Source organism: Rivularia sp. UHCC 0363 (genome assembly GCF_034931125.1).
Lineage (GTDB): Bacteria > Cyanobacteriota > Cyanobacteriia > Cyanobacteriales > Nostocaceae > Rivularia.
In genome coordinates this window covers 1-21,772 of sequence record NZ_JAYGHM010000011.1, presented here as the reverse complement: position 1 = coordinate 21,772, position 21,772 = coordinate 1, and the positions used below count along the sequence as shown (strand labels likewise).

22 protein-coding genes are annotated in these 21,772 nt (G+C 39.6%); 12 read left to right on the top strand and 10 right to left on the bottom strand.

Annotated elements, in window-relative coordinates:
- Positions 1-39: 39 nt before the first annotated feature.
- Positions 40-1,734, top strand: a complete 1,695-nt coding sequence (gene kdpA, locus VB797_RS08590; protein WP_323237260.1) for a potassium-transporting ATPase subunit KdpA — start codon at positions 40-42, stop codon at positions 1,732-1,734.
- A gap of 37 nt (positions 1,735-1,771) precedes the next feature.
- Here kdpA and VB797_RS08585 read toward each other — a convergent pair whose 3' ends face one another.
- The gene (locus VB797_RS08585; protein ID WP_323237259.1) at positions 1,772-2,713 is read right to left on the bottom strand and encodes a lysylphosphatidylglycerol synthase domain-containing protein; all 942 of its coding nucleotides are present in this window, start codon (positions 2,711-2,713) and stop codon (positions 1,772-1,774) included.
- A 163-nt stretch (positions 2,714-2,876) separates the two neighbouring features.
- Here VB797_RS08585 and kdpB point away from each other — a divergent pair, with 163 nt between their 5' ends.
- The 4 genes from kdpB to VB797_RS08565 all read left to right on the top strand — a co-directional run bounded on the left by kdpB (position 2,877) and on the right by VB797_RS08565 (position 7,345).
- Positions 2,877-4,967, top strand: a complete 2,091-nt coding sequence (gene kdpB / locus VB797_RS08580) for a potassium-transporting ATPase subunit KdpB (RefSeq protein WP_323237258.1) — start codon at positions 2,877-2,879, stop codon at positions 4,965-4,967.
- 121 nt (positions 4,968-5,088) lie between these two features.
- Complete coding sequence (gene kdpF / locus VB797_RS08575; RefSeq protein WP_323237257.1) at positions 5,089-5,448, top strand: K(+)-transporting ATPase subunit F; 360 nt, start codon at positions 5,089-5,091, stop codon at positions 5,446-5,448.
- 3 nt (positions 5,449-5,451) lie between these two features.
- Entirely contained in the window at positions 5,452-6,039 is a 588-nt protein-coding gene (kdpC, locus tag VB797_RS08570; protein ID WP_323237256.1) for a K(+)-transporting ATPase subunit C, read from the top strand.
- Positions 6,040-6,208: 169 nt separating this feature from the next.
- Positions 6,209-7,345: a sensor histidine kinase KdpD gene (locus VB797_RS08565; RefSeq protein WP_323237255.1), complete on the top strand. Its 1,137-nt coding sequence runs from the start codon at positions 6,209-6,211 to the stop codon at positions 7,343-7,345.
- A gap of 81 nt (positions 7,346-7,426) precedes the next feature.
- On the opposite strand, the gene VB797_RS08560 is transcribed toward VB797_RS08565, so the two are convergent.
- The 4 genes from VB797_RS08560 to chlP all read right to left on the bottom strand — a co-directional run bounded on the left by VB797_RS08560 (position 7,427) and on the right by chlP (position 13,007).
- Positions 7,427-7,735: a DUF3084 domain-containing protein gene (locus tag VB797_RS08560; protein ID WP_323237254.1), complete on the bottom strand. Its 309-nt coding sequence runs from the start codon at positions 7,733-7,735 to the stop codon at positions 7,427-7,429.
- 635 nt (positions 7,736-8,370) lie between these two features.
- A complete protein-coding gene (locus VB797_RS08555; RefSeq protein WP_323237253.1) occupies positions 8,371-9,837 on the bottom strand; it encodes a glycosyl hydrolase family 57 in 1,467 nt (488 codons plus the stop codon).
- 677 nt (positions 9,838-10,514) lie between these two features.
- Positions 10,515-11,252, bottom strand: a complete 738-nt coding sequence (locus VB797_RS08550) for a choice-of-anchor K domain-containing protein (RefSeq protein ID WP_323237252.1) — start codon at positions 11,250-11,252, stop codon at positions 10,515-10,517.
- 534 nt (positions 11,253-11,786) lie between these two features.
- On the bottom strand, positions 11,787-13,007 hold the full coding sequence (gene chlP / locus VB797_RS08545) for a geranylgeranyl reductase (protein ID WP_323237251.1): 1,221 nt from the start codon (positions 13,005-13,007) through the stop codon (positions 11,787-11,789).
- 616 nt (positions 13,008-13,623) lie between these two features.
- Between chlP and VB797_RS08540 the strand changes: the two genes are divergently transcribed.
- From VB797_RS08540 to VB797_RS08530, 3 genes are all read left to right on the top strand, one after another.
- Positions 13,624-14,337: a hypothetical protein gene (locus VB797_RS08540; protein WP_323237250.1), complete on the top strand. Its 714-nt coding sequence runs from the start codon at positions 13,624-13,626 to the stop codon at positions 14,335-14,337.
- A 233-nt stretch (positions 14,338-14,570) separates the two neighbouring features.
- The gene (locus VB797_RS08535) at positions 14,571-14,852 is read left to right on the top strand and encodes a hypothetical protein (protein WP_323237249.1); all 282 of its coding nucleotides are present in this window, start codon (positions 14,571-14,573) and stop codon (positions 14,850-14,852) included.
- Positions 14,849-15,229 (top strand): clan AA aspartic protease, encoded by a 381-nt coding sequence (locus VB797_RS08530; protein ID WP_323237248.1) that lies wholly within the window; start codon positions 14,849-14,851, stop codon positions 15,227-15,229. The genes VB797_RS08535 and VB797_RS08530 overlap by 4 nt, the downstream gene beginning before the upstream one ends.
- Before the next feature lie 228 nt (positions 15,230-15,457).
- On the opposite strand, the gene VB797_RS08525 is transcribed toward VB797_RS08530, so the two are convergent.
- On the bottom strand, positions 15,458-16,366 hold the full coding sequence (locus VB797_RS08525; RefSeq protein WP_323237247.1) for a LysR family transcriptional regulator: 909 nt from the start codon (positions 16,364-16,366) through the stop codon (positions 15,458-15,460).
- 207 nt (positions 16,367-16,573) lie between these two features.
- Here VB797_RS08525 and VB797_RS08520 point away from each other — a divergent pair, with 207 nt between their 5' ends.
- From VB797_RS08520 to VB797_RS08505, 4 genes are all read left to right on the top strand, one after another.
- Positions 16,574-17,311 carry an SDR family oxidoreductase gene (locus tag VB797_RS08520; RefSeq protein ID WP_323237246.1) on the top strand — a complete coding sequence of 246 codons (738 nt, stop codon included), beginning with the start codon at positions 16,574-16,576 and terminating at the stop codon, positions 17,309-17,311.
- Between the two features lie 96 nt (positions 17,312-17,407).
- Positions 17,408-18,067: a peroxiredoxin-like family protein gene (locus tag VB797_RS08515; RefSeq protein WP_323237245.1), complete on the top strand. Its 660-nt coding sequence runs from the start codon at positions 17,408-17,410 to the stop codon at positions 18,065-18,067.
- A 58-nt stretch (positions 18,068-18,125) separates the two neighbouring features.
- Positions 18,126-19,193 (top strand): NADH:flavin oxidoreductase/NADH oxidase, encoded by a 1,068-nt coding sequence (locus tag VB797_RS08510; protein WP_323237244.1) that lies wholly within the window; start codon positions 18,126-18,128, stop codon positions 19,191-19,193.
- A gap of 26 nt (positions 19,194-19,219) precedes the next feature.
- Entirely contained in the window at positions 19,220-19,669 is a 450-nt protein-coding gene (locus VB797_RS08505; RefSeq protein WP_323237243.1) for a DMT family transporter, read from the top strand.
- A gap of 188 nt (positions 19,670-19,857) precedes the next feature.
- On the opposite strand, the gene arr is transcribed toward VB797_RS08505, so the two are convergent.
- The 4 genes from arr to VB797_RS08485 form a co-directional block, all read right to left on the bottom strand.
- On the bottom strand, positions 19,858-20,289 hold the full coding sequence (gene arr / locus VB797_RS08500; protein WP_323237242.1) for an NAD(+)--rifampin ADP-ribosyltransferase: 432 nt from the start codon (positions 20,287-20,289) through the stop codon (positions 19,858-19,860).
- 154 nt (positions 20,290-20,443) lie between these two features.
- Positions 20,444-21,046, bottom strand: a complete 603-nt coding sequence (locus VB797_RS08495; RefSeq protein WP_323237241.1) for a GNAT family protein — start codon at positions 21,044-21,046, stop codon at positions 20,444-20,446.
- A 51-nt stretch (positions 21,047-21,097) separates the two neighbouring features.
- Complete coding sequence (locus VB797_RS08490) at positions 21,098-21,292, bottom strand: hypothetical protein (protein WP_323237240.1); 195 nt, start codon at positions 21,290-21,292, stop codon at positions 21,098-21,100.
- 257 nt (positions 21,293-21,549) lie between these two features.
- A complete protein-coding gene (locus VB797_RS08485; RefSeq protein WP_323237345.1) occupies positions 21,550-21,753 on the bottom strand; it encodes a DUF433 domain-containing protein in 204 nt (67 codons plus the stop codon).
- Positions 21,754-21,772: the final 19 nt, after the last annotated feature.

Genomic DNA, 21,772 nt, shown 5'->3' with positions numbered 1-21,772 from the left:
TGAAAATAATTTAAACAACGCAGTTTCTTACTCAAACTTATGTTATTAGGATTTATCCAAATTGCCATTGTCTTGGCTCTTTTAGTGGCAATAACTCCGCTGCTTGGCGGTTATATGGCACGAGTATTTCTGGGTCAAAGAACTTTTTTAGACCCGGTAATCACACCCCTGGAACGTTTAATTTACGCTTTGTCGGGAGTGCGTCAAAGCTCGATGACAGGTTGGCAATACATCCGCGCTATTATTTTCAGCAATTTAATTATGGGCGGGTTCGTATTTTTGGTATTCATGTTTCAAGGGATATTACCGCTTAATCCTACAGGTTTAAATGCCCCAAGTTGGGATTTAGCTTTGCATACGGCAATTTCCTTTGTAACTAATACCAATCAACAGCATTACTCTGGGGAAACCACCTACAGCTACTTTAGCCAAATGCTAGCGCTAGGGTTTTTGATGTTTATCTCTGCGGGAACGGGTATTGCTGTGGCGATCGCTTTTATTCGCGGCTTGACTGGTAGGGATCTAGGTAATTTTTACGTCGATTTAACTCAGTCGATTACCCGGATTTTATTACCTATTTCTCTAGTCGGGGCTGTAGTTCTCTTAGCTGCGGGTATACCGGAAACCTTAGCTGGACCTGCCACCGCACAAACTTTAGAAGGTGCAACCCAGTATATCGCTCGCGGTCCGGTTGCCCATTTTGAGATTATTAAAGAATTGGGTGAAAACGGCGGCGGATTCTTTGGGATTAACTCAGCACATCCTTTTGAAAACCCAAATAATTTTACTAATTTGTTAGAAACGGTAATTATGATGGCGATTCCCGCCTCACTAATTTACACCTACGGCGTAATTGCGGGGAATACAAAACAAGCTTGGTTGTTATTTTGGATGGTATTTGTAATTTTCGTAGCTTTAATTGCCGTAGCTGCAATTGGTGAATATCAAGGAAACCCGATAGTTAACTCAATTTTAGGTACAAACGCACCCAATTTAGAAGGAAAAGAAGTTCGTTTCGGTGCGTTTTTAACTGCACTTTGGGCGGTAGCGACAACGGGGACAATGTGCGGTGCAGTCAACGGAATGCATGATTCCCTAATGCCCAATGGTGGGATGGTGACAATGTTTAATATGTTCCTCCAAATTGTTTGGGGAGGACAGGGAACCGGAACCGCTTACTTATTTATCTTCCTAATTTTGACAGTGTTTCTTACCGGGTTAATGGTAGGAAGAACCCCAGAATTTTTAGGACGCAAAATCGAAAAAGGCGAAATTGTTTTCGCTAGCGTGATTTTACTTGTTCATCCCATCATGATTTTAATTCCCGGTGCGATCGTCATGGCGTTTCCAGAAACACTTTCCGGAATTAGCAATCCAGGATTTCACGGTTATTCCCAGGTAATTTACGAATACGCATCCGCCGCAGCCAACAACGGTTCTGGTTTTGAAGGCTTAGGCGATGGAAGCGTGTGGTGGAACCTGAGTACAAGCGTAGCTTTAATTGCCGGACGTTATCTACCGCTAATTGCACTTTTGCTATTAGCAGAAGGTATGGCGCACAAACAGCCCGTTCCCGAAACTACAGGAACTTTGCGAACCGATACAGGAATGTTTACCGGAATCACAGCAGGAGTAATTCTAATTTTGGGCGCATTAACCTTTTTACCAGTATTCGCCCTCGGACCGATCGCCGAAGCTTTCCAAATTGCCAGAATTGCTTCGGGAGCAGCTTGAGAACGGGGATGGGGAGAAATTAAAAGTACTTTAAGCTTTATTTTCCAGTTCCCCATCTCCTTTTAATTTCATATCCACCGAGTAATACTACCGCCATTAGAAAAGGTAATAAATAATAAACTGCTCGAAATGCTAATAACGAACCCAAAGCCGCAGCAGAGTTAATTGATTTTGGTAGTAACAATAAAATAACTGTTTCAAATACACCCAAACCACCAGGCACATGGCTAATGATAGTAGCAATCATCGCTAATAAATAAATACCAAAAAAGCCAGGATAAGTTAAAGGGTTATTGTTTGGAAGCAAAATATAAAGTACTGCCGCAGCAAATGACCAGTCAAAAAAAGAAACAATTATTTGGGCAACAGATGAATTTAAACTTGGGATGGCAAAAGTTTTACCTCTAATTCTTAATGGTTGTTTTCTTACAGCGCAAAGTATTAAGTATGAAATTACAATGAATAAAAAAATCAATCCTATGGGATAGGCTGAGACGAAAGGTAATTTTAGTAATCTGGGTAAAGTTAAAGGTTTTATCAGAAAAGTGACTCCACCGACAGCAAATAATCCCAGCCAAAAACATAGATTTTCAAAAGCAAGAACTAAAGCAATTGTTCGCGCTGGTACTCCCCAGTGAGAATAAAAACGATAGCGAATTGCACCACCAGATAAAGCCTCAAAACCAACAATGTTACTGATAGCATTACAGATAAAACCTACTAATAGAATTTTTCCCGCACTTAAAGAGTATTTGAGGTAATGAAAAGCAATAAAATCGTAGCAGGCAAATGCGAAATAGCTCAAAGTCATAAAGGCGATCGCCAAACTTAATCTATACTGCGGAATTGCTTTTAAACTCTGTATTACTTCTTTTAATTGGTAACTCCTTAGTTCACCGCTCAATGCCCACAAACATATTACTAAAATTACCAAACCGAAAAAGGGAAGCAGACGATTAATTAGTTTTTCATTTACCATAATCTTACAGAACATTACTTCTAAATCTGTTGCATTTACTACGTAGTGTTACAAACAATAAACAACGCTGTTTAGTTGTGTCAAAAATCTTTTTACCAGTATTGATTTTCAACTCCTTACTCCTAAATTCTAACTACTAATAAATAACCACTAAATCCTAACCATGAAAGTCAAACAAACACCAGCAAAAACACCACAACCCGAACCTTCCCAAAGAGGAAATGCGCCTAAAGCCGATAGGAACAAAATTTACCAACGCGCTTTTAAACAGGCTTTTGTTAAACTCAATCCGCGCAATACCATCAAAAATCCGGTAATGTTTGTGGTATGGATTGGTACAATTATTACCGCAGTTTTAACTATTAACCCCTATGTGTTTGGTGCAGTTGCGGGGGGGGATCAACGTTTATTTAACGGCTTAATTACGGTGATTCTCTTCTTTACAGTTGTTTTTGCTAATTTCGCCGAAGCTGTCGCGGAAGGACGCGGTAAAGCTCAAGCTGATGCTCTACGTTCTACTAAAGGAGACACCATTGCTCGCAAACTCTTACCAGATGGTGGGATTGAGGAAGTAAGTTCTACCAATTTGCACAAGGGAGACAGAATTAAAGTCATTGCTGGTGATGTCATTCCGGCAGATGGGGAAGTTATCGATGGTGTGGCTTCTGTTGATGAGTCTGCAATTACTGGCGAGTCTGCACCTGTATTAAAAGAACCCGGTTCTGATGTCGCAAGTTCGGTAACGGGCGGTACTACTATTGTTTCCGATGAGTTAATTATTACTGTTACTTCCGACCCTGGTAAAGGCTTTATCGATAGAATGATTTCGCTGGTTGAGGGTGCGGAACGTTCTAAAACTCCCAACGAAATCGCTTTGACGGTGTTGTTAGCGGTGTTAACCCTGATATTTTTAATTGTAATCGCCACAATTCCCACTCCGGCAATTTACGTAAAAAGTCCTGTAAGTATTGCAATTTTAATTGCTCTGTTAGTTGCTTTGATACCTACTACCATCGGGGGATTATTAAGTGCGATTGGTATCGCCGGTATGGATCGGGTCGCTCAATTTAACGTTGTGGCGACATCAGGACGAGCGGTAGAAGCTTGCGGCGATATCAATACTTTGGTGCTGGATAAAACCGGAACGATTACATTAGGAAACCGCTTGGCTGAGGAATTTATCCCAGTTAATGGACACTCGGTTGAGGAAGTCGCATCGGCATCTTTAGCCGCTAGTTTATTTGATATAACCCCCGAAGGCAAATCGATTCTACGTTTGGCGGAAAAGTTAGGGGGAGATATTGATTTCGATCGCAAACAATCTGAAGGTGTGGAATTTTCCGCACGCACCCGCATGAGCGGTACCAATTTACCCAACGGTGAGGAAGTGCGTAAAGGTGCGGTAGATGCAATTCGCGGTTTTGTGCGATCGCGCAACGGACAACCCCCTGCTGACTTGGATGCAGCTTATGAAAGAGTATCTAATTTAGGAGGTACGCCTTTAGCAGTATGTCGGGGTAGCGAAACCTATGGCGTTATTTATCTCAAAGATATTGTCAAACCGGGTATCAAAGAACGTTTCGACCAATTGCGACGTATGGGGGTACGAACCGTGATGTTAACGGGAGACAATCGGATTACAGCTTCGGTAATTGCCAGAGAAGCGGGGGTAGATGATTTCATTGCGGAAGCGACACCAGAGGACAAAATTGCCGTAATTCAAGCCGAACAAGCTAAAGGTAAATTAGTCGCGATGACAGGAGATGGTACCAACGATGCGCCAGCTTTAGCCCAAGCAAATGTAGGGGTAGCGATGAATTCGGGTACTCAAGCGGCGAAAGAAGCGGCAAATATGGTAGACCTAGATTCAGACCCCACAAAGTTAATTGACTTGGTAACTATTGGTAAGCAGTTATTAATTACTCGTGGAGCGCTAACAACTTTTTCGATCGCAAATGATATTGCAAAATACTTCGCAATTATTCCAGCGATGTTTGCGGCTGCGGGAATTGGGGCTTTAAATATTATGGGTTTAACCAGCGCTCAATCAGCAGTTTTATCAGCATTAATTTATAACGCTTTGATTATTCCGGCGTTAATTCCTTTAGCTTTAAAAGGTGTAGAATTTCGTCCGTTAACTGCTAATCAACTTTTGCGTCGCAATATTTTTATTTACGGTTTGGGTGGTGTAATTGCGCCTTTTGTAGCAGTGAAAATAATTGATGTTTTGATTACGGCTGTTGGTTTAGCGTAAATCAATTTTGGATTTTAGATTTTAGATTTTGGATTGAAATCCTTTACCTTTGCGTGACTCCGCGTTAAAAAATATATTCTTCTCGTACCAAAACAAATCAGATGAAATACCAGGAAATATCATGAAACAAATTAATTTAGAACAAAGAATATCTTTTAATAATTCTTCACAGCAAATTCAGGGAAAGATTGTTCCCACTCAACGTTTGTACGAAAAGTCGCGGAATGTTAATACGAAGAAAGCACTTACTACAAACCAATTTGATTTTATCAGTTTTATTTGGTCCGAATGGCGACGACAAAAATTTCCTTTATGGATATTTTTGGGGTTATGTTTAAATTTAATCGTTGCTCCTGCTGTTTACGCTGCTACTCCCAATATTGAGCGCACTACTGCTTATGCTTTGGGTGTTTTAGGTTTAGTAACTTTAGGGCTTGGTATTTATTTGTTTACTGTTATTTTACAACCGGAGCGTTTCTAAATCATGGCTAGAGAATTTATAATTGCATTACGCAATACGTTTTCACTTTGGCTTTTGACTGCTTTGATTTACCCATTTTTAATTATCTTTTTTGGTCAAGTTGCTTTTCCCGCTCAAGCCAATGGTAGCTTAATAACTAATAATCAAGGACAAGTAATTGGTAGTGCTTTAATCGGACAAAGTTTTAACTCAGAGCGTTATTTTTGGAGTCGTCCTAGCACTACTAATTACAGCGAAGGAAAAGACGCTGCACCTACGGGAGTATCTGGCGCAAGTAATCTTGCTCCCAGCAATCCAGACTTAATTACTCGCATTCAAAAAGAAACTCAAAGATTGCAACAAGCAGGAATTAAACCTACAGCCGACTTAGTTTATACTTCTGGTTCCAGTCTCGACCCTCACATTACCCCAGAAGCGGCTCAAGCACAATTAGAACGAGTTGCAAAAAACCGAAATATTCCTGTAGAAAAAATTCAACCGTTGATTTCTCAAAACACCGACGGCAGATTTATCGGAATATTTGGTGAACCGGGAGTTAATGTTTTGAAATTGAATTTATCGTTGGATAAATTGCAAAATCCTTCTGGTTAATGGATAAAAATTTACCTGGCGACTGAAGTCGCGGCTACACAGGCAAAGTCCACCTCCGTGGACTAATTAATTTGTAACCCGCGCAGGCGGGTTTTGATTGTGTAGTAGCGACTTCAGTCGCCACTTTTCAGACTACAAAATTAAGATTTTTATTTTAGTTAATCCTGTCATGTTTGAATCGAACGAAGCTGTATCTAATCAACACATATCTAATCAATACCAACGTCCGAAACGTCGGGGTAAACATAAGATTTTTATCGGTATGGCTCCCGGAGTTGGTAAAACTTACCGAATGTTAGAAGAAGCCCACAGCTTGAAACAACAAGGAATTGATGTTGTTGTAGGACTTTTAGAAACCCACGGACGTGTAGATACAGCCGAAAAATCCCAAAATTTGGAAATAATCCCTCGCAAACAGATTTTACTACAAGGGCGTTCAGCTATGCTGCCTCTATCGCTTTCGGAAATGGACACCGATGCGATAATTGCTCGCAAACCACAGTTAGCATTAATCGACGAATTAGCACATACAAATGTCCCTGGTTCCGTTTATGAAAAACGCTATCAAGATGTAGAACAAATTCTAGAGACGGGTATTGATGTCTATTCCACACTCAATATTCAACACTTAGAAAGTCTTAATGACTTAGTATTAAAAATTTCTGGTGTTGTAGTCCGCGAACGCATTCCAGACAGTGTTTTAGAAGCAGCAGATGAAGTCATTGTTGTCGATGTTACTCCCGAAACTTTACAGGAACGGTTGCAAGAAGGAAAAATATATGCAGCAGCAAAAATAGACAAATCTCTACAAAACTTCTTTAAAAAAAGCAATTTAATTGCATTACGGGAATTAGCTTTACGAGAAATTGCTGATAACATTGAAGAAGAAAAAATTGAAGAGAATAATCTAAATTACTGCAATATACAAGAAAGAATATTGGTTTGCGTTTCTACCTATCCAAATTCAATTCAACTACTGCGACGTGGCGCACGTATTGCCAATTACATGAATGCGAAATTATATATATTATTTGTAAATAATACTGGACGTTTTCTTTCTCGTCAAGAAACGTTACACGTTGAGACTTGCCAACGTTTATCTGAAGAATTTGGTGGTGAATTTTTACAAATTAACTCTTCAAACCTGTCAAAAACTATTATTGATGTGGCTCGCAAAGAACGCATTACTCAAATTGTGATTGGTGAAACTCGTCATTCTCGTTGGGAGATTTTATTTAAAGGCTCAATAGTACAAAAGTTAATGGAAGCCCTCACTAGTGTTGATTTGCATATTATTGCTACTTAATTATGGAAATTGGGGATTGGGAATTACAAATAATGAGAATGCTGTCATATCCTATTTTTAATGCCTAATAATTGCAAATTACTAACTTTCACTAACTTGCTTAATTTCTACTTGAGGCTGATTTACTGTTGTTAGCTGTTCCGATTTACTTTGAATTTCTGGCTGAAATACTGCTTGTCGCACATCTTGATCCATTGTAAACAGAATTAAAAGAGTTGATGCCGAAATTGACATCCCCGTGAGCATCGCTACCAGCGATATCGTATGTTTGGGACGGAGATTAAATAGTGAAAGTCGTTCTTTGCGGATTTTTCTTTTAAGGCGATCGCCCAAAGTGGAGATTGTACCCCCCGTCATCAAAATCGCTAATATAATATAGGCTGTAGTCATATTTAACTATTAAAATAGCTCTAACTTTAGTCTACTACTTTTTATTTATCTAAGTTTTGATAGTTTGCAGTCATTCATTTGTAGGGTGTGTGACTAGGCTGTTGACTCTGTAGTTTTTTTGGGCTAAAAGTTCATACAGTTTTTGTGTTGGCTTTTGACGGTCGGCAGAGCCGACTGTCATGGGTTCCCAGCCGGAGGCTGGGAACCAGTTAATGCATGAGCCAAAAACGGGTAAATTCTATCAAAGTCAACACCCTAGTGTGTGACGTTTTAATAAATTTTGTGAGTGGTTGTAAGTTTGTTCGCGTCACGCACCATCTGTAAGCCAGTAGGTTGGATTAGTTACGAAAACCAAATTTAACTATTAACGAGAATCTATATTAATCAATTAGAGTAACCCAACATGGCGATTGTGGATAAACAACAGTATCGTGACTCCTAATCTAATATGGAATAGGATTGAATACCGACAATTAAATGTTGGGTTACGGCGCTTCGATTAATTTTTCGTTCAAACCTATTTCCTTCATGCGCCTAACCCAACCTACCAACTACCACCAGTTAAGAACTATTTTCTTCGTGCGTCTAACCCAACCTACCAACTACCAACGAATTTTACCTTTAACCTTTAACCTTTAACCTTGAAGCAACCTTTCCCCTCGTTGATAAATTTCTCTTGCATAATCAGTCCAGGTACCTTGTCCCCAATAACGAAAACAGCTTGTTTGCAATAAGAAATTATCTAATAAAGCTTTGCGGTATTCGGTTTGTTGAGTAGTAGATTCATCGGCTTGCAATAACGAATCAAATCTCTGATGAAACAACACGCTAAGTTGATTCATGGGATTTAATACATTTTCATATCCCTTTACCCAACTGATATTGTTTGTCCAAGAAGCACCATCCATATGAAAGTTGGGGTTTTCTTGTTTCAACTGTTCTATAACTTGCTCTACATTTTGAGAATCCGATACTCGTTCCCAAATTAAATATTGTCCCACTGGCTGACAAGCTGGGTAATCTTCAGGTTTTGCACCAGCATTTTCAATTAATTCTAAATATTCAGTTCCGTTAACTCCAACAACCCCTTTTGTTCCTCCACCGTTTTGCTTCATATCGTGCCAAGCTTGCTTATATCCGGGAGGAAATTCGTTCATCATTACTCCACCGTTTTCACCGTCACCAATTTGAGTAACTATTGGTGGAAAACTCCCATTACCTTGCGAGCTTAAAGATTTCGCTTCGTAATAAGGCTGCATTTGAGCAACTAATTTAGTATCTGAACCTTGAGTTTTAATCAAAGCGGTAATACTTACGGTTTCACCTTGAGAATTTCGAGCTACAAGTTTATGTGGTATATGCTTATTTTTTAGTGCTTCGCCGTTAAGTGTTTGTACTGAATGCTCCTGCACCATCAACCACTTGTAACCGCATTCTTTGAGCGCTTTGACATATTCATATAAAGTATCGGGATGGTTAGGGAGGTGCATTTCAGGAGGCGAAAAACCTTTAACTCGCGCTAGTGCATCCCAACCGAAAATTGCTGCAAAATAATGCTGCCATGCCTGGATGTGTAATTTTATATCCGGTATCGGCGTAGAAGGAACTACAGCATGACCCCACATTGTACCCAACCATTCCACATAAGGTTGATATGTAGAATCGCAGGTGATACGTTTGAGATTATCTATGATATCTCTGCGCCCCATCTGTTGAAATCCCCACAGAAGATTGCCAGAGTAATCCAACATGACGCGGGGATTGCAACCTTGGCTAACTAATTCGGGGATAATATCACCCATACGGCTGTAACAATTAGCAAAAGGTGCCGCATTATGATTGTCACCTTCACCTTGGTGTTCAAACATATATTGCAGATGACTGATATATTCGCCGTTTGCACCAGCAGGAATTGTCGGTTGGTGCATATGTAGCGCTACAGCGAAAGTAGCAGTGATATCTTCTAAGCGGAGATTTGTTGTAGGTAGGAAGACGGGTGAATTTTGGTTTACGACTTCTAGAACCTGTTTTTCCGAGCCAGAAATATTTGGTAAGCCGTCAATAGTTTCTGGTAAAGCGGGTAGGGTTGTTAGAGTAGGCATTCAGTTATCAATTAACAATTATCAATTATCAATTATCCCTTGCGATGAGGTGCGGGTGTAAATTAATTATCAATTATTAATTATCAGACAGTAGGTTGGCTTCACGGCGCATTTATAATAATTATTCTCAATACCGAAATTCATATAGCGTCGTAACCCAACATTATCCCAAACGGATAAATAAACAAGATGTTGGGTTACGACACGGTAAAAAAGATTCTTGTTAAAAGTCAAATTGATTGTCGTGTCTAACCCAACCTACCAACTTTCTAAGACTAAAGATAGAGCTAATTAGATAAGTTAATCTTTTAAAATATATTTAGATAACTAATATACAAATCAAATTTAAGGAGATAATCATTTATGCAACCTTGGATGCTTTGGCTTGGTGCTTTTTCATCACTTGTAGGGTTATGGGTAATAGCCAATCTAATGTATTAATAAATATTTTTGAATTATAAAATTGTTTGTTGATGCATGAAGAGATTTTTAAACTAACGAGCGCGATTTTATCATCTATTACTTTGATCGGCTCTTAGTAAGGGTGCATTGATCCCTACAAGTCATTCACACAAACCGGATTTATCTCACGTTATGGGGTGCGATCGCAAATGATTGCTTGCTGCTAAAGTACTCACTATATTTGCTTAGCTACTTTCAAATTGCTGGCAAATTATTTAGTTAGTTTTGTTGATTTTTTTCTGAGCAACTAAGTAAATGCCAAGTGCAGATAAACCTAAGAGAAAACCTGGTTCGGGAACTTGTTTAGATAGGGAGACTTTATTGATTCGAGCAAAAATAGCAGCGGTAGTCTTTTCTCCTTCAAGTACCCGGAATTCGCTGACATTTGTTTTACCGTTATCTTGAATAAAGCCAGTTAAAGATAAAGTATATGTATTACCACCATATACAAAACTAGGTTTAGCGTTATTCTTAGTCACAAATACAAAATCCGCATTTAATTCTGGATTGTCTGAAAGATTGGGAACATTTTCTAGGTAAAATTCGTAATCATAGTTAAAATCTTGGTTTACTTCAGGTGGTTTGTTAAAAGATAGTTTGAGATTTAAAGGTACAGATTCTACGCTTGTATCCAAAAGTACCGTGCCGTTACGATACGTTAAATATCCAATCTTAAACAAAGAACCTGTATCGGCAGAAAAAGAACTTCCTTCAAATACAAGCTGATTAGCTGACGCATTTTTAAACCGAGTTGGATCTCCCCAACTAAATGCATTTGTTCCTACACCACTATAAACAGGTTTAGTATTTATTCCTGGCTGCGGTTGTTTCCAAATACCGCTAACCTCACCCGAAAAAACAGCAGCTTCAACTTGATTAGGAACGCCGATCGCACTCAAAATTCCAACTGCAAGCGACAATAAATTTGTGTTAAAAAATGAGCTTAATTTCATACTTATATTTGGACTCCTATAAGGGAGCAAATGATATATAACCAACTTGTCTACGTTAGTAAAGACACGTAGATTTAGCTAATAATTATCAAAGTATTTACACAATCTTCATATTCACGATGAAAGTATTGTAAATATTTTTATTTAGGGAACTTTATTAAAAACTATCTGTCTTTACTAAATCTACACAGATGCTTAAAACGGAATCGAATACAGAATATAAACCAGTGCAGTTTAGGGGGATAGAGAAAATGAGTAAATTCAATTAATAATCATAGTGTTGTTTGAGTGCATAACATAATTAAGTGATATTTTCATATGTATGTGACTAAGATGACTGATTCATGAGCAATAAACAGTCGATACTTATGTATTTACACTTAATGATAGTATGTTAAATCCGCAGCTTTTGTCAAATTTGATTCTGATTATAAATAAAAAATCAGGTGTATTCTTGGTAAGAACCGCGATACACCCGATAGGGAAGTTAGGAATTAAGAGGAGAAATTAAAAACTTTTTTCTCCCAATCTATTTTAAGGTGCCAGAGCGTTACCGCGAATTAAACTACCAATAGTTTTGGCGGTAATTTTCATTTGAGTGAAGGGATTAGCTGGAACAACTGTCTTGTAGAGATAGCTGTCAAAAGTCAACCGTTGAACATCAAGGTCGCTACACATTTCTACAAATGCTTCGCGGGTTGCATCGGAACGGTAAAATACGTTTTGCAAGATGTCGAGTACTTTGTAGGTAAGACCGTATTTTTTATCCCAGCGCTTCAAATAGACTTTTAAATCGGCTTCCGTGGGGATAGACTGTCCGCTATTAGAGATTTCTACGATGGTTTCAGCACACATCCGTCCGGATTTTGCCGCAAAGTAAATTCCTTCTCCCGAAGACTTGGTGACGTAACCAGCTGCATCACCTACTAATGCAATGCGTCCGACAACGCGACGGGGACGGGGGTGTTCGGGTATAGGGTGCGCTTCAACTTTGATGATTTTACCACCAGCAAGTTTTCTGGCAGCACGAGCGCGTATACCAGCTTGCAATTGCTTAATGCTGGCTTTATTAACGTGCATCGTACCCGTACCCACAGCTACGTGGTCGTATTTAGGGAAAACCCAAGCGTAGAAATCGGTAGAGACATCATTCCCGACATACATTTCTGCCAAATCATTGTAGTATGCCATCTTGTCTTCAGGAAGACGGATGCGCTCTTGAAAGGCGATCGCGTAGTTATAATCCCCAGCATCCATTTCCTTAGCAATACGGGAATTTGCACCATCAGCGCCGATAATTAAATCAACTTTCAGTGTTTTCGCAATACCTTGCGCTCCACCTTCTGTATGGTCAACGTAATGGATAGTATAAGGATCTGTATTATTTTTGGGAAAATCTAATTTATGAACCGTGGCATTAATTAAATGAGCGCCTAATTTAGCCGCCCGATCTCGCATGAAGCCATCTAAAACTTCACGACGACACATTCCTATATATTCATCTTGTTTTATTAGATTGATATCAACCTCGCGATTCGAGGGAGAAATCATCTTCATTTTCCGTACTCGGCGATCAATAATCTCAGCCGGTAGGTCAAACTCAGCTACCATACACAGCGGTATCGCACCACCGCAAGGTTTAGCATTGTCTAACTTACGTTCAAATAAATAGGTTTCAATCCCTGCCTTCGCTAAAGTTTCGGCAGCAGACGAACCCGCAGGACCAGAGCCAACAACAGCAACCCTAAGTGTCAAAGGTCTTCTCCCATACTTGACTTACCTCCTCGGCATCCTACCACGGAGTTTCGACCGATTTTCCGCTTTACCCCCACTATTTAATTGAAATGCAACATTCCTTAATGTTTCGATACTTTTTTTATGGAATGTTGCCAAAATTCGGTTTAACATTATAGCAAGTCTTAGGAGTACGCTGCATCGAAGTCGCTAATTTAAAAGTAGGTAACTAAAGAACACATTCTCTGAACTGCATAGGGAAATTTCAAAATTTGGCTGACTGTTAGTCATAAATGTATAATTTATACAGTTTCTAAAAGTTTTCCTGGCGAGGCTGAGAATGCTACGAAGTATAAAAACGGGACTAGATAAAACGTCTTTAAGTACTTAAGAACGCGATGAGAAAGCTGCCACTTAGACGGTAGCATTATCAAAGTAATTATATTTTCGTGTTTAACTGATGTTTTTGTGTCCAACTCTCTATTTTTTTACCAATAGGTAAGGATAGAATAAATGATTCTTGCATCAAAACTAAAGTCTACAATATTTTCAATTGATATTTGATTAATAATTCTTGAATGTGACTTAGTTTGATTGGGATATAATAGGTCAAAATTCTGGTGGGGATTTGGAAGCTGTGCGCGATGATTTAAAAGGCTTAGCCATTACTCAAAAAGAACTGCAAAAGTTGACGAATTTGCCTGTTCGTGATGAATTAATCGTTATTTTTCAACCGTTAAAATTATCAATCAAGCAGTTTCTTCAAAGAGTCAAAGGTCCAGAAGGTGCAACTGCAATTTTTGTCGGATTATCAATAATACTTAGCTGTTATATTGTATTTGATTTAGTTATTAAGATGTTTGCTCAATGGGTACCGCTTCCTTCTTGGTTAGCACTCATTCAACTTTGCTTTATTGGCGGTGCTGTTACTCAGTTGTTATTTTACATTATTTGGAAAAGAAGAATTGCAACTGTTAAAAATAATTTGACATATTCTTTAAATACTCTTTTACATGAAGTTGATAGATTTAATGCCGTAGTCAAAGCGATCAATATTAACGATCGAATTGAAGAAGCAGGAAATCAAGTTACTATTAAAGAAAGAAAACGAGTTATCGAAGCTCTTAAATACACCAGAGCAGATTTAGTTCGTGCTTTGAAAACCGAAAGAATTTTAAGAGAAAATAATAATTTTATTGTAAATAATTCTGAATTACTTGCGAATAATTTAGCAACGTTAACCCAAATGCAAGTCAGCGAACAAGCTTCTGAACATGGTAGGTTGTTGAATGAAGCATTGGAGATTGCATTAGACGTGCAGCAGGAAATGAAAAGATTACAGAGCCAATAAAAACCTTATCTAATAATACTTTTGAGCTTAACCCGGTAATATGTTCCAATACTACTAATAAATACCGTTAACCGGATAGCCGTAATTCCACTACACAGTACTATTTACTATTTTCAGCGGTATATTCACAAAAAATCTTCAATCCCACCTTGAAAGGCTTTCAACTGTATTAGATTCAATCAAAAAACGTTATGTTTATATAGTCAAACATTGTAAAAGCCAGCAACCTAGATATGGCAGCCTTAAAACCACAATACAGTAAAGAAGAATTTGGACGAGTGGGGGATGAAATTTATACACGCGATATTTATCCACAACTCCAAGCAGATAGTCAAGGTAAGATAGTCGCCATCGACATTACTACAGGTGCATGGGAAATAGATAATGATGAAATTTCAGTATGTAATCGTCTTGAGAAACGTTATCCAAGCGCACAAATTTGGATTGTAAAAGTAGGTTCTAAGTATGTTCGTCGGTTTGGTGCAAGTCGCACTCAAAAAGCAAAAACAAGATGATAATAGGGAAAGTTAATTCTGACTACGAGCCAATTATTCCAATTGCAATTTGCGATAAACAAGGAAAGGTACACAAACGAGATGCAGTGATAGATACAGGTTTCGATGGGTGGCTTTGCTTACCTCCAGATTTGATTGCTGAACTACAACTAAACTGGAAAAGACGCGGAAGAGCATTACTAGCAGATGGTAGCGAAAGTATTTTTGATATATATGAAGCAACGGTAGTTTGGGATGGACAGTTTTTAACAATTCCAATTGATGAGGCTGAGTGCGATCCACTCGTTGGGATGTCATTGATGGAAGGTTACGAGTTGCAAATCCAGGTTATTGATGGGGGTATTGTAAAGTTGATCGAATTGCCGATACAGTCTTGAAATTTATTTTAAATTTATTCCAAGGCGGATATTTGAGCAACTACCCCTCCTCATCCAACCTATCCCGCGCCGCCCAAATCGCCTCACGCACCTCACCCGCGCAATCTTCACCCGTCACCTCAGTTAATTGGAAGCATAAGCATATAAAAACGGCAATATTATCCTTCCACCGACAGCGGTTTGCGTCGCACGTCCGGTTCTGAGGTGGCGGGGTGCGATATAGCCTTGCTACCCGACTACAGTCTCGCCATGACCATAGTCAGAAACCCAGGGATTAATTTGAAATTCTGTATTTAAAAAATCAATAAAACATTGAACTTTTATAGGAGTAAATCGAGTTCTCCTATACATAGCATAAATTGGTAGAGGGGTAGGCTCATAATCTGGCAAGATAGATTTCAATTTATCGGTATTAATCACATCTCCAAATAACCAAACTGGCGAAACAGCAATGCCAATCCCCGCTAAAACCGCTTCCCTAATTGCTGTAGAATTATTTGCTTGAAAGTTTCCGTTAACTCGTACTTTAATCGTTTCGGTCTGTCTTTGAAAATACCATTCATTGCCAGTTAACAACTGAGTATAAACAATACAATTATGTTGTATTAAATCTGATGGTGTTTGGGGTTCACCAGCTTGTTGAAAATAATCATTTGTAGCGACTGTAATTCGGCGAGTAATGCCGATTCTTTTACTGATTAAAGCTGTATCTCTCACATCTCCAATTCTAATTGCTACATCCACCCCTGTTTCAACTAAATCGATAAATTGGTCGCTCATAGTTAAATCGATTTTTATTTCTGGATATCGCATCAAAAAACTTTTCATTAAGGGCATAATGACGAAATGTCCAAAAGAAACCGGACAATTAACCCGTAACAAACCACTAGGTTTGACTCTTTTCCCCACACTCGCTTCTGCGACTGTAACTGCTTCGATAACCTGACGACAATGTTCGTAAAACCTCTCTCCCTCATCGGTTAAACGCAGACTGCGGGTTGAACGTATCAACAACTGTATATCTAAATATTCCTCCAAGGCAGCTATTTGCTTGCTAATGGTAGGTTGTGTCGTGCCTATTTCCCGTGCAACTGCCGAGAAACTACCCGTTTCCACCACACGCACAAAGGTTGTCATACATTCGATTTTGTCCATAATTTAACGAGTTTGTGGACACTAGGGTAATTTGTACCTACATTCATTCCAAATTAGCATAAATCATATTCCAATTTACCTACTTCTCAAACTCAGCCACATAAATGATGATGAATATATCGAAGCGGAAAGAACACAAAAACACCGCAAATCAAGTAAATCAAGTAAATTATCAAGGGGAATCGAATTATGGATATCAATACAACCACAGCTTTAGTAACTGGTGCAAATCGCGGAATCGGTAAAGCATTCGTTGAAGCATTACATCAAGCAGGTGCAAAACGTATATATGCAACAGCACGCAATCTGGAATCGTTACAAGATGTAATTGCAATTGCGCCAGAAAAAATTATTCCTGTAGCCTTAGATATAACTAATCCCGACCAAATCATCCAAGTCGCACAGCAAATACAAGATGTAAATTTACTCATCAACAATGCAGGGGTTTTAGGTAGCGGTGGATTTTTTGCTCCAAATAGCATAGAAACTGCTCAGTGGGAGATGTCCACGAATTATTTCGGCACGTTGTACATGATTCGCGCTTTTGCACCGATTCTCAAACAAAATGGTGGAGGTGCAATTATCAACTTGCTTTCGATTTCTTCGGTTGTCAATGTACCCGTATTTGCATCCTACAGCGCTTCCAAGGCTGCATTATACTCCCTTACCCAAGGTGTACGCGCCGAGCTTGCTCAACAAGGAACCTTAGTTGTAGGAGTATTCCCCGGACCTGTAGATACTGCGATGTCAGAAGGTGTTCCTTTAGACAAATTTCCACCTATCCAAATTGCCCAAGCAGCATTACAAGGGGTCGAACAAGGTAACGAAGATGTCTATCCTGATTCCGTATCACAAGAGGTTTTTGCAGGTATTCAGCAAGACCCAAAAGCTGTAGAAAAGCAATTTGCGGGTATGTTACCACAGTAATTTTACCAAAAATATTATACCTACCTGTAGAGGCGTGATGTATAACGCCTCTACCCAGAAAACAAGTCAAGTATGGCAATTAATTAGGAGAAAATCATGAATTTACAAGCTGCTCTCGATGCATTCCGTGCTGAATTTATCAATAAATTTCCTGCCGAAAAAGCTGCAATTATGCAGCGTGCTACCGATGCACTCGCAAAAGAATTTATCGAAAGAGAAACTTTAAAAGTCGGAGATATTGCCGGAGATTTTACACTCACAAATGCCATTGGCAAACCAATTAATCTTGCAGAACAACTCGCCAAAGGACCAGTAATTCTGACATTCTATCGGGGTGGTTGGTGTCCTTATTGTAATTTAGAATTACGTGCCTATCAGCAATTGCTACCACAAATTCAAGCTAGTGGTGCTTCCTTAATTGCTGTTTCTCCCCAAATTCCTGATGCATCTTTAAGTACAGTCGAGAAAAACAATTTGGAATTTGATGTTTTGAGCGATGTTGGTTCAAAAGTTGCCCAAGCTTATGGAATAGCTTTTAGTTTACCGGATGAATTGAGAAAGTTATATGCAGAATTAGGACATGCATTACCAGATATTAATGGTACAGATGATTGGGTTTTACCAGTACCAGCAACCTTTGTAATTAATCAACAGCGAAAAGTGATTTTGGCACATATCGATGTAGATTATCGTAATCGCTTAGAACCAGAAGCCGCGATCGCAATTCTCCAACAACAAATTAGTCTTTTGGCTTAGAAAATATTTGAAAGACGATAAAATCCAATTTTAATCTTGAATATCTAGAAAGAAAATCATGAGCAAACTTTTTGAAGAATTTCAACAACGAGGGGTAAATTTTCGCAATCGGATTGGTGTTTCTCCGATGTGTCAATATTCGAGTCAAGATGGTTTTGCTAATGATTGGCATTTGGTGCATTTGGCTAGTCGTGCGGTTGGTGGTGCGGGATTGGTATTTACCGAAGCCGCAGCAGTGGAACCAAGCGGAAGAATTTCCCCCGGTGACTTGGGGATTTGGTCAGATGACCACATCGAAATGTTAGCTAAAATTGCCACATTGATTCGCCAAGCTGGTGCAGTTGCAGGGGTACAACTGGCTCATGCTGGACGCAAAGCTAGCTGTGCTGTTCCTTGGGAGGGAGGTAATCCTTTGCCAGAAACCGCAGGAGGGTGGCGACCAGTAGTAGCTCCCAGCGGCATTACATTTAATGATATTAGTCCGATTCCTGTGGCAATGACGGTTGCAGATATCGAGCATCTGAAACAAGCTTTTGGAGCATCAGCCCAGCGAGCAGTGACAGCAGGTTTCCAAGTCATTGAAATCCACGCAGCCCACGGATACTTATTACATGAATTTCTCTCTCCTTTAAGCAATCATCGCTGCGATGATTATGGTGGTAGTTTTGAGAATCGCATTCGGTTACTCGTGGAAATTGTTGAGGTGGTGCGGAGTATAATTCCCGACCAATTACCTTTGTGGGTGAGAATTTCTGCAACCGATTGGGTGGAAGGAGGATGGGATATTGAACAAAGTATTAGCCTCAGTCAAAAGCTGAAAAGCCTTGGTGTTGATTTAATTGATTGTTCTTCCGGGGGATTGCTTCCTGGTGTCAAGATTCCCGTTGGTGCTGGATATCAAACCCCATTAAGCGATCGCATTCGTCATCAAGCAAATATACCTACAGCCGCAGTCGGAATGATTACAAGTCCAGAGCAAGCCGAGCATATTATCCGTACAGAACAAGCTGATATGGTGTTACTAGGGCGCGAACTACTACGAGACCCTTATTGGTCGCATCGAGCCGCGAAAGTCTTACGGGCAGAGAATCACGTCTATCCCAACCAATATTCAAGAGCCTGGTAGTTATTTATTTTAAGGATATTTCTACAATGTCAATGCCATCTTTGCTATTTTTGGCGATCGCGTTTTTCATGGGGGTGATTACTTCTATTTATTTACCGATGAATGGTGTGGTGGGTAAATACGTTGGTTCAGCTTTACTTGCGAATATTCCATTTTATCTTTTGGGTGCGATTACCACGATTTGTTTATTTTCCTTCACAGGGAATTTTAGTGCGGTTGGTAGACTGCGAGATGTTCCTAACTATTTGTATTTGAGCGGTTTTATCAGTGCTTTTTTGGTATTGGGTTCTACTTTTTTGATTCCAAAATTGGGAGCAGGACCATTTTTTATTCTCTTCGTCGCCGGACAAATTATTATGGCTTTGGTTGTCAGTCATTTTGGTTGGTTAGCATCTCCCCAAGACCCAATTACAGTTAGGAAAATATTGGGAGTATTTATACTATTTTTCGGTGTAATGATGACAACGTGGAGGTGAATTTAATTCCTCAATATTTAAAATTATTGTATGTGTTTAGTCGCGCTATTTTCGTAGAAGAGGTTAGGCGAAATGACAATGAGGGCGCAAGCGATTAAATAAATTTTTTCTGGTAACGGTTGCGCTCACCGGACGCAGATCCTTTTCAACCCAACCAACTATCTTGATACGTTTCGGTGCAGGGGATGTTAGCGGTCATTTAGTGACTCAATTCCTTGTTCTTTAAGCTTAACTAATCCATCTTTCATCGCTTTGACTTGTTCTGCTGAATGTCCTTGCCAGATTGAAACTTCACCGACAACCTTAAAGGCGTGTATGGAGCGATAAGACATTGTTGGATTCCCTGGGAACTTTCTGTCGGTTAAATCGGGGTCGTTCTCAATTGAACCTGTTGGTTCGACCAAGTAAATTCTTTCGCGACCTTCTCCAAGCGCAAGCTCAGCACCCCAAATGGCAGCATCCAGAGTTGCTGCCAAGAAGATGTATTTTGCTTTTTTATTTTGCCCGAAGTTTGAATTAAACCCAGCTTCTATTAAATCCCCTAGCTTAAGGTCAGCCTTTGTTCCATGAAAGAACGTCTGAGAAAAAGGGGTTGCGCTTGGTTCATTTAGTTTTTTCATACTTCCTCACGTTATCTGCGTACCTTATCACGGTACCTTTAACCAGTTTTCCGAAGTCCGGCTGCAATGACCGCTAACGTTGCCCATCACCCGCCGCAGATAGCCTCTGCATCATAGCCGATCAACTTTCGACGGTCGGTGTGCATGGGCATTGTTATGCGGCGATCGCTGGTGGTTTTTCGACTAAATTCATATCACAAGGCGAGGCAGCATAAATAAGTTGATCGACCCATTGTTCATTTTCGTAGAGAAAGCCGTGACGAATACACTCTTCTTGCATCCCGACACTTTCAGCTAGAGCAATGGAGGCATAATTATCAACATTGATGACGGCTTCAATACGGTGATAGCCAAGTGACTCAAATCCTGCAACTAGAGCGGCTTGAACTGCCTCTCTCCCAATACCTTTTCTCCAGTGTTGATTGTGGATTGCGTATCCGATCTCTGCCCATTGATAATTTTCTCGTTTGATCGTTGACAGATCAATGTTTCCGAAATGCTCTTCCGTATTGCGATCAAAAATTCCAAATATAAAGAAGAGATCAGACAAGGCTTCTTGCTGATGTCGCTGGCATAGATTCGTGAACCATACATGATCGCAATGTTCCAAGCTCACTAACCCATCATCATACTGATGCTGACTTTCCATTCGTCCAGCAAATCCAGCATACCAATGCTCGTAATCCGTGAGTTGCTGAGGTCGAAGGATTAGCCGTTCAGTTGTAATTGTTAATGTCCAGGAAGTTTCAGTCATCATCCCCACCGATTCAGCACGTAAACTTGGTTGATTTTATCTTGATACTGAGCGCTAATGTCCATCACCAAGAACTTGAGCAGCATAACTATTTATTATACCGAACGTTTCCATATAATCCCCTTCTATAAGGTATTTATACTGAACTATTCTGTTTAATCCCCCCATTTCCAGCATTATACCGAAACTTTCCTTATAATCAACCTTTTTAGACGGTTTATAAAGAAAATATTCAGTATAAATCCCCATACAGGGTTATTCAAAAGAACTATTCCGTATAAACTCCCTATTTGCTTGCTTAAACAGAATTTTCAGTGAAGTATCGGGGTTATCCCTTTATCTCTTGCCAAACAATTAATCGAAACCGATAAAATATATTTTTCCTGGTAAAGTTGCCCATCAACCACCGGAAGAAATCTCTGCTTTAAAACCGATCAACTCTCGATGGTCGGTGTGTATGTACATTATCAGCAAGTTCACGCTTTAAAGGGCGCGGGGCGCATTCATCAAGCAGGATTCGCATAGGCTGTCAACATTTCTTTTGCTAATTCAAGAGATGCGATCGCCTGCTCTCGACTGACACTGGGAAAATGGTCTAGAAATACCTCTAGTGGATCACCAGCCTCAAGATAATCAAGTAGGGTTCTCATGGGAACACGAGTTCCTACAAAAACAGGGGCTAGCAACTGTTCGCTAATAACTGCCCAAATATGGACAAAGCTACCGAAA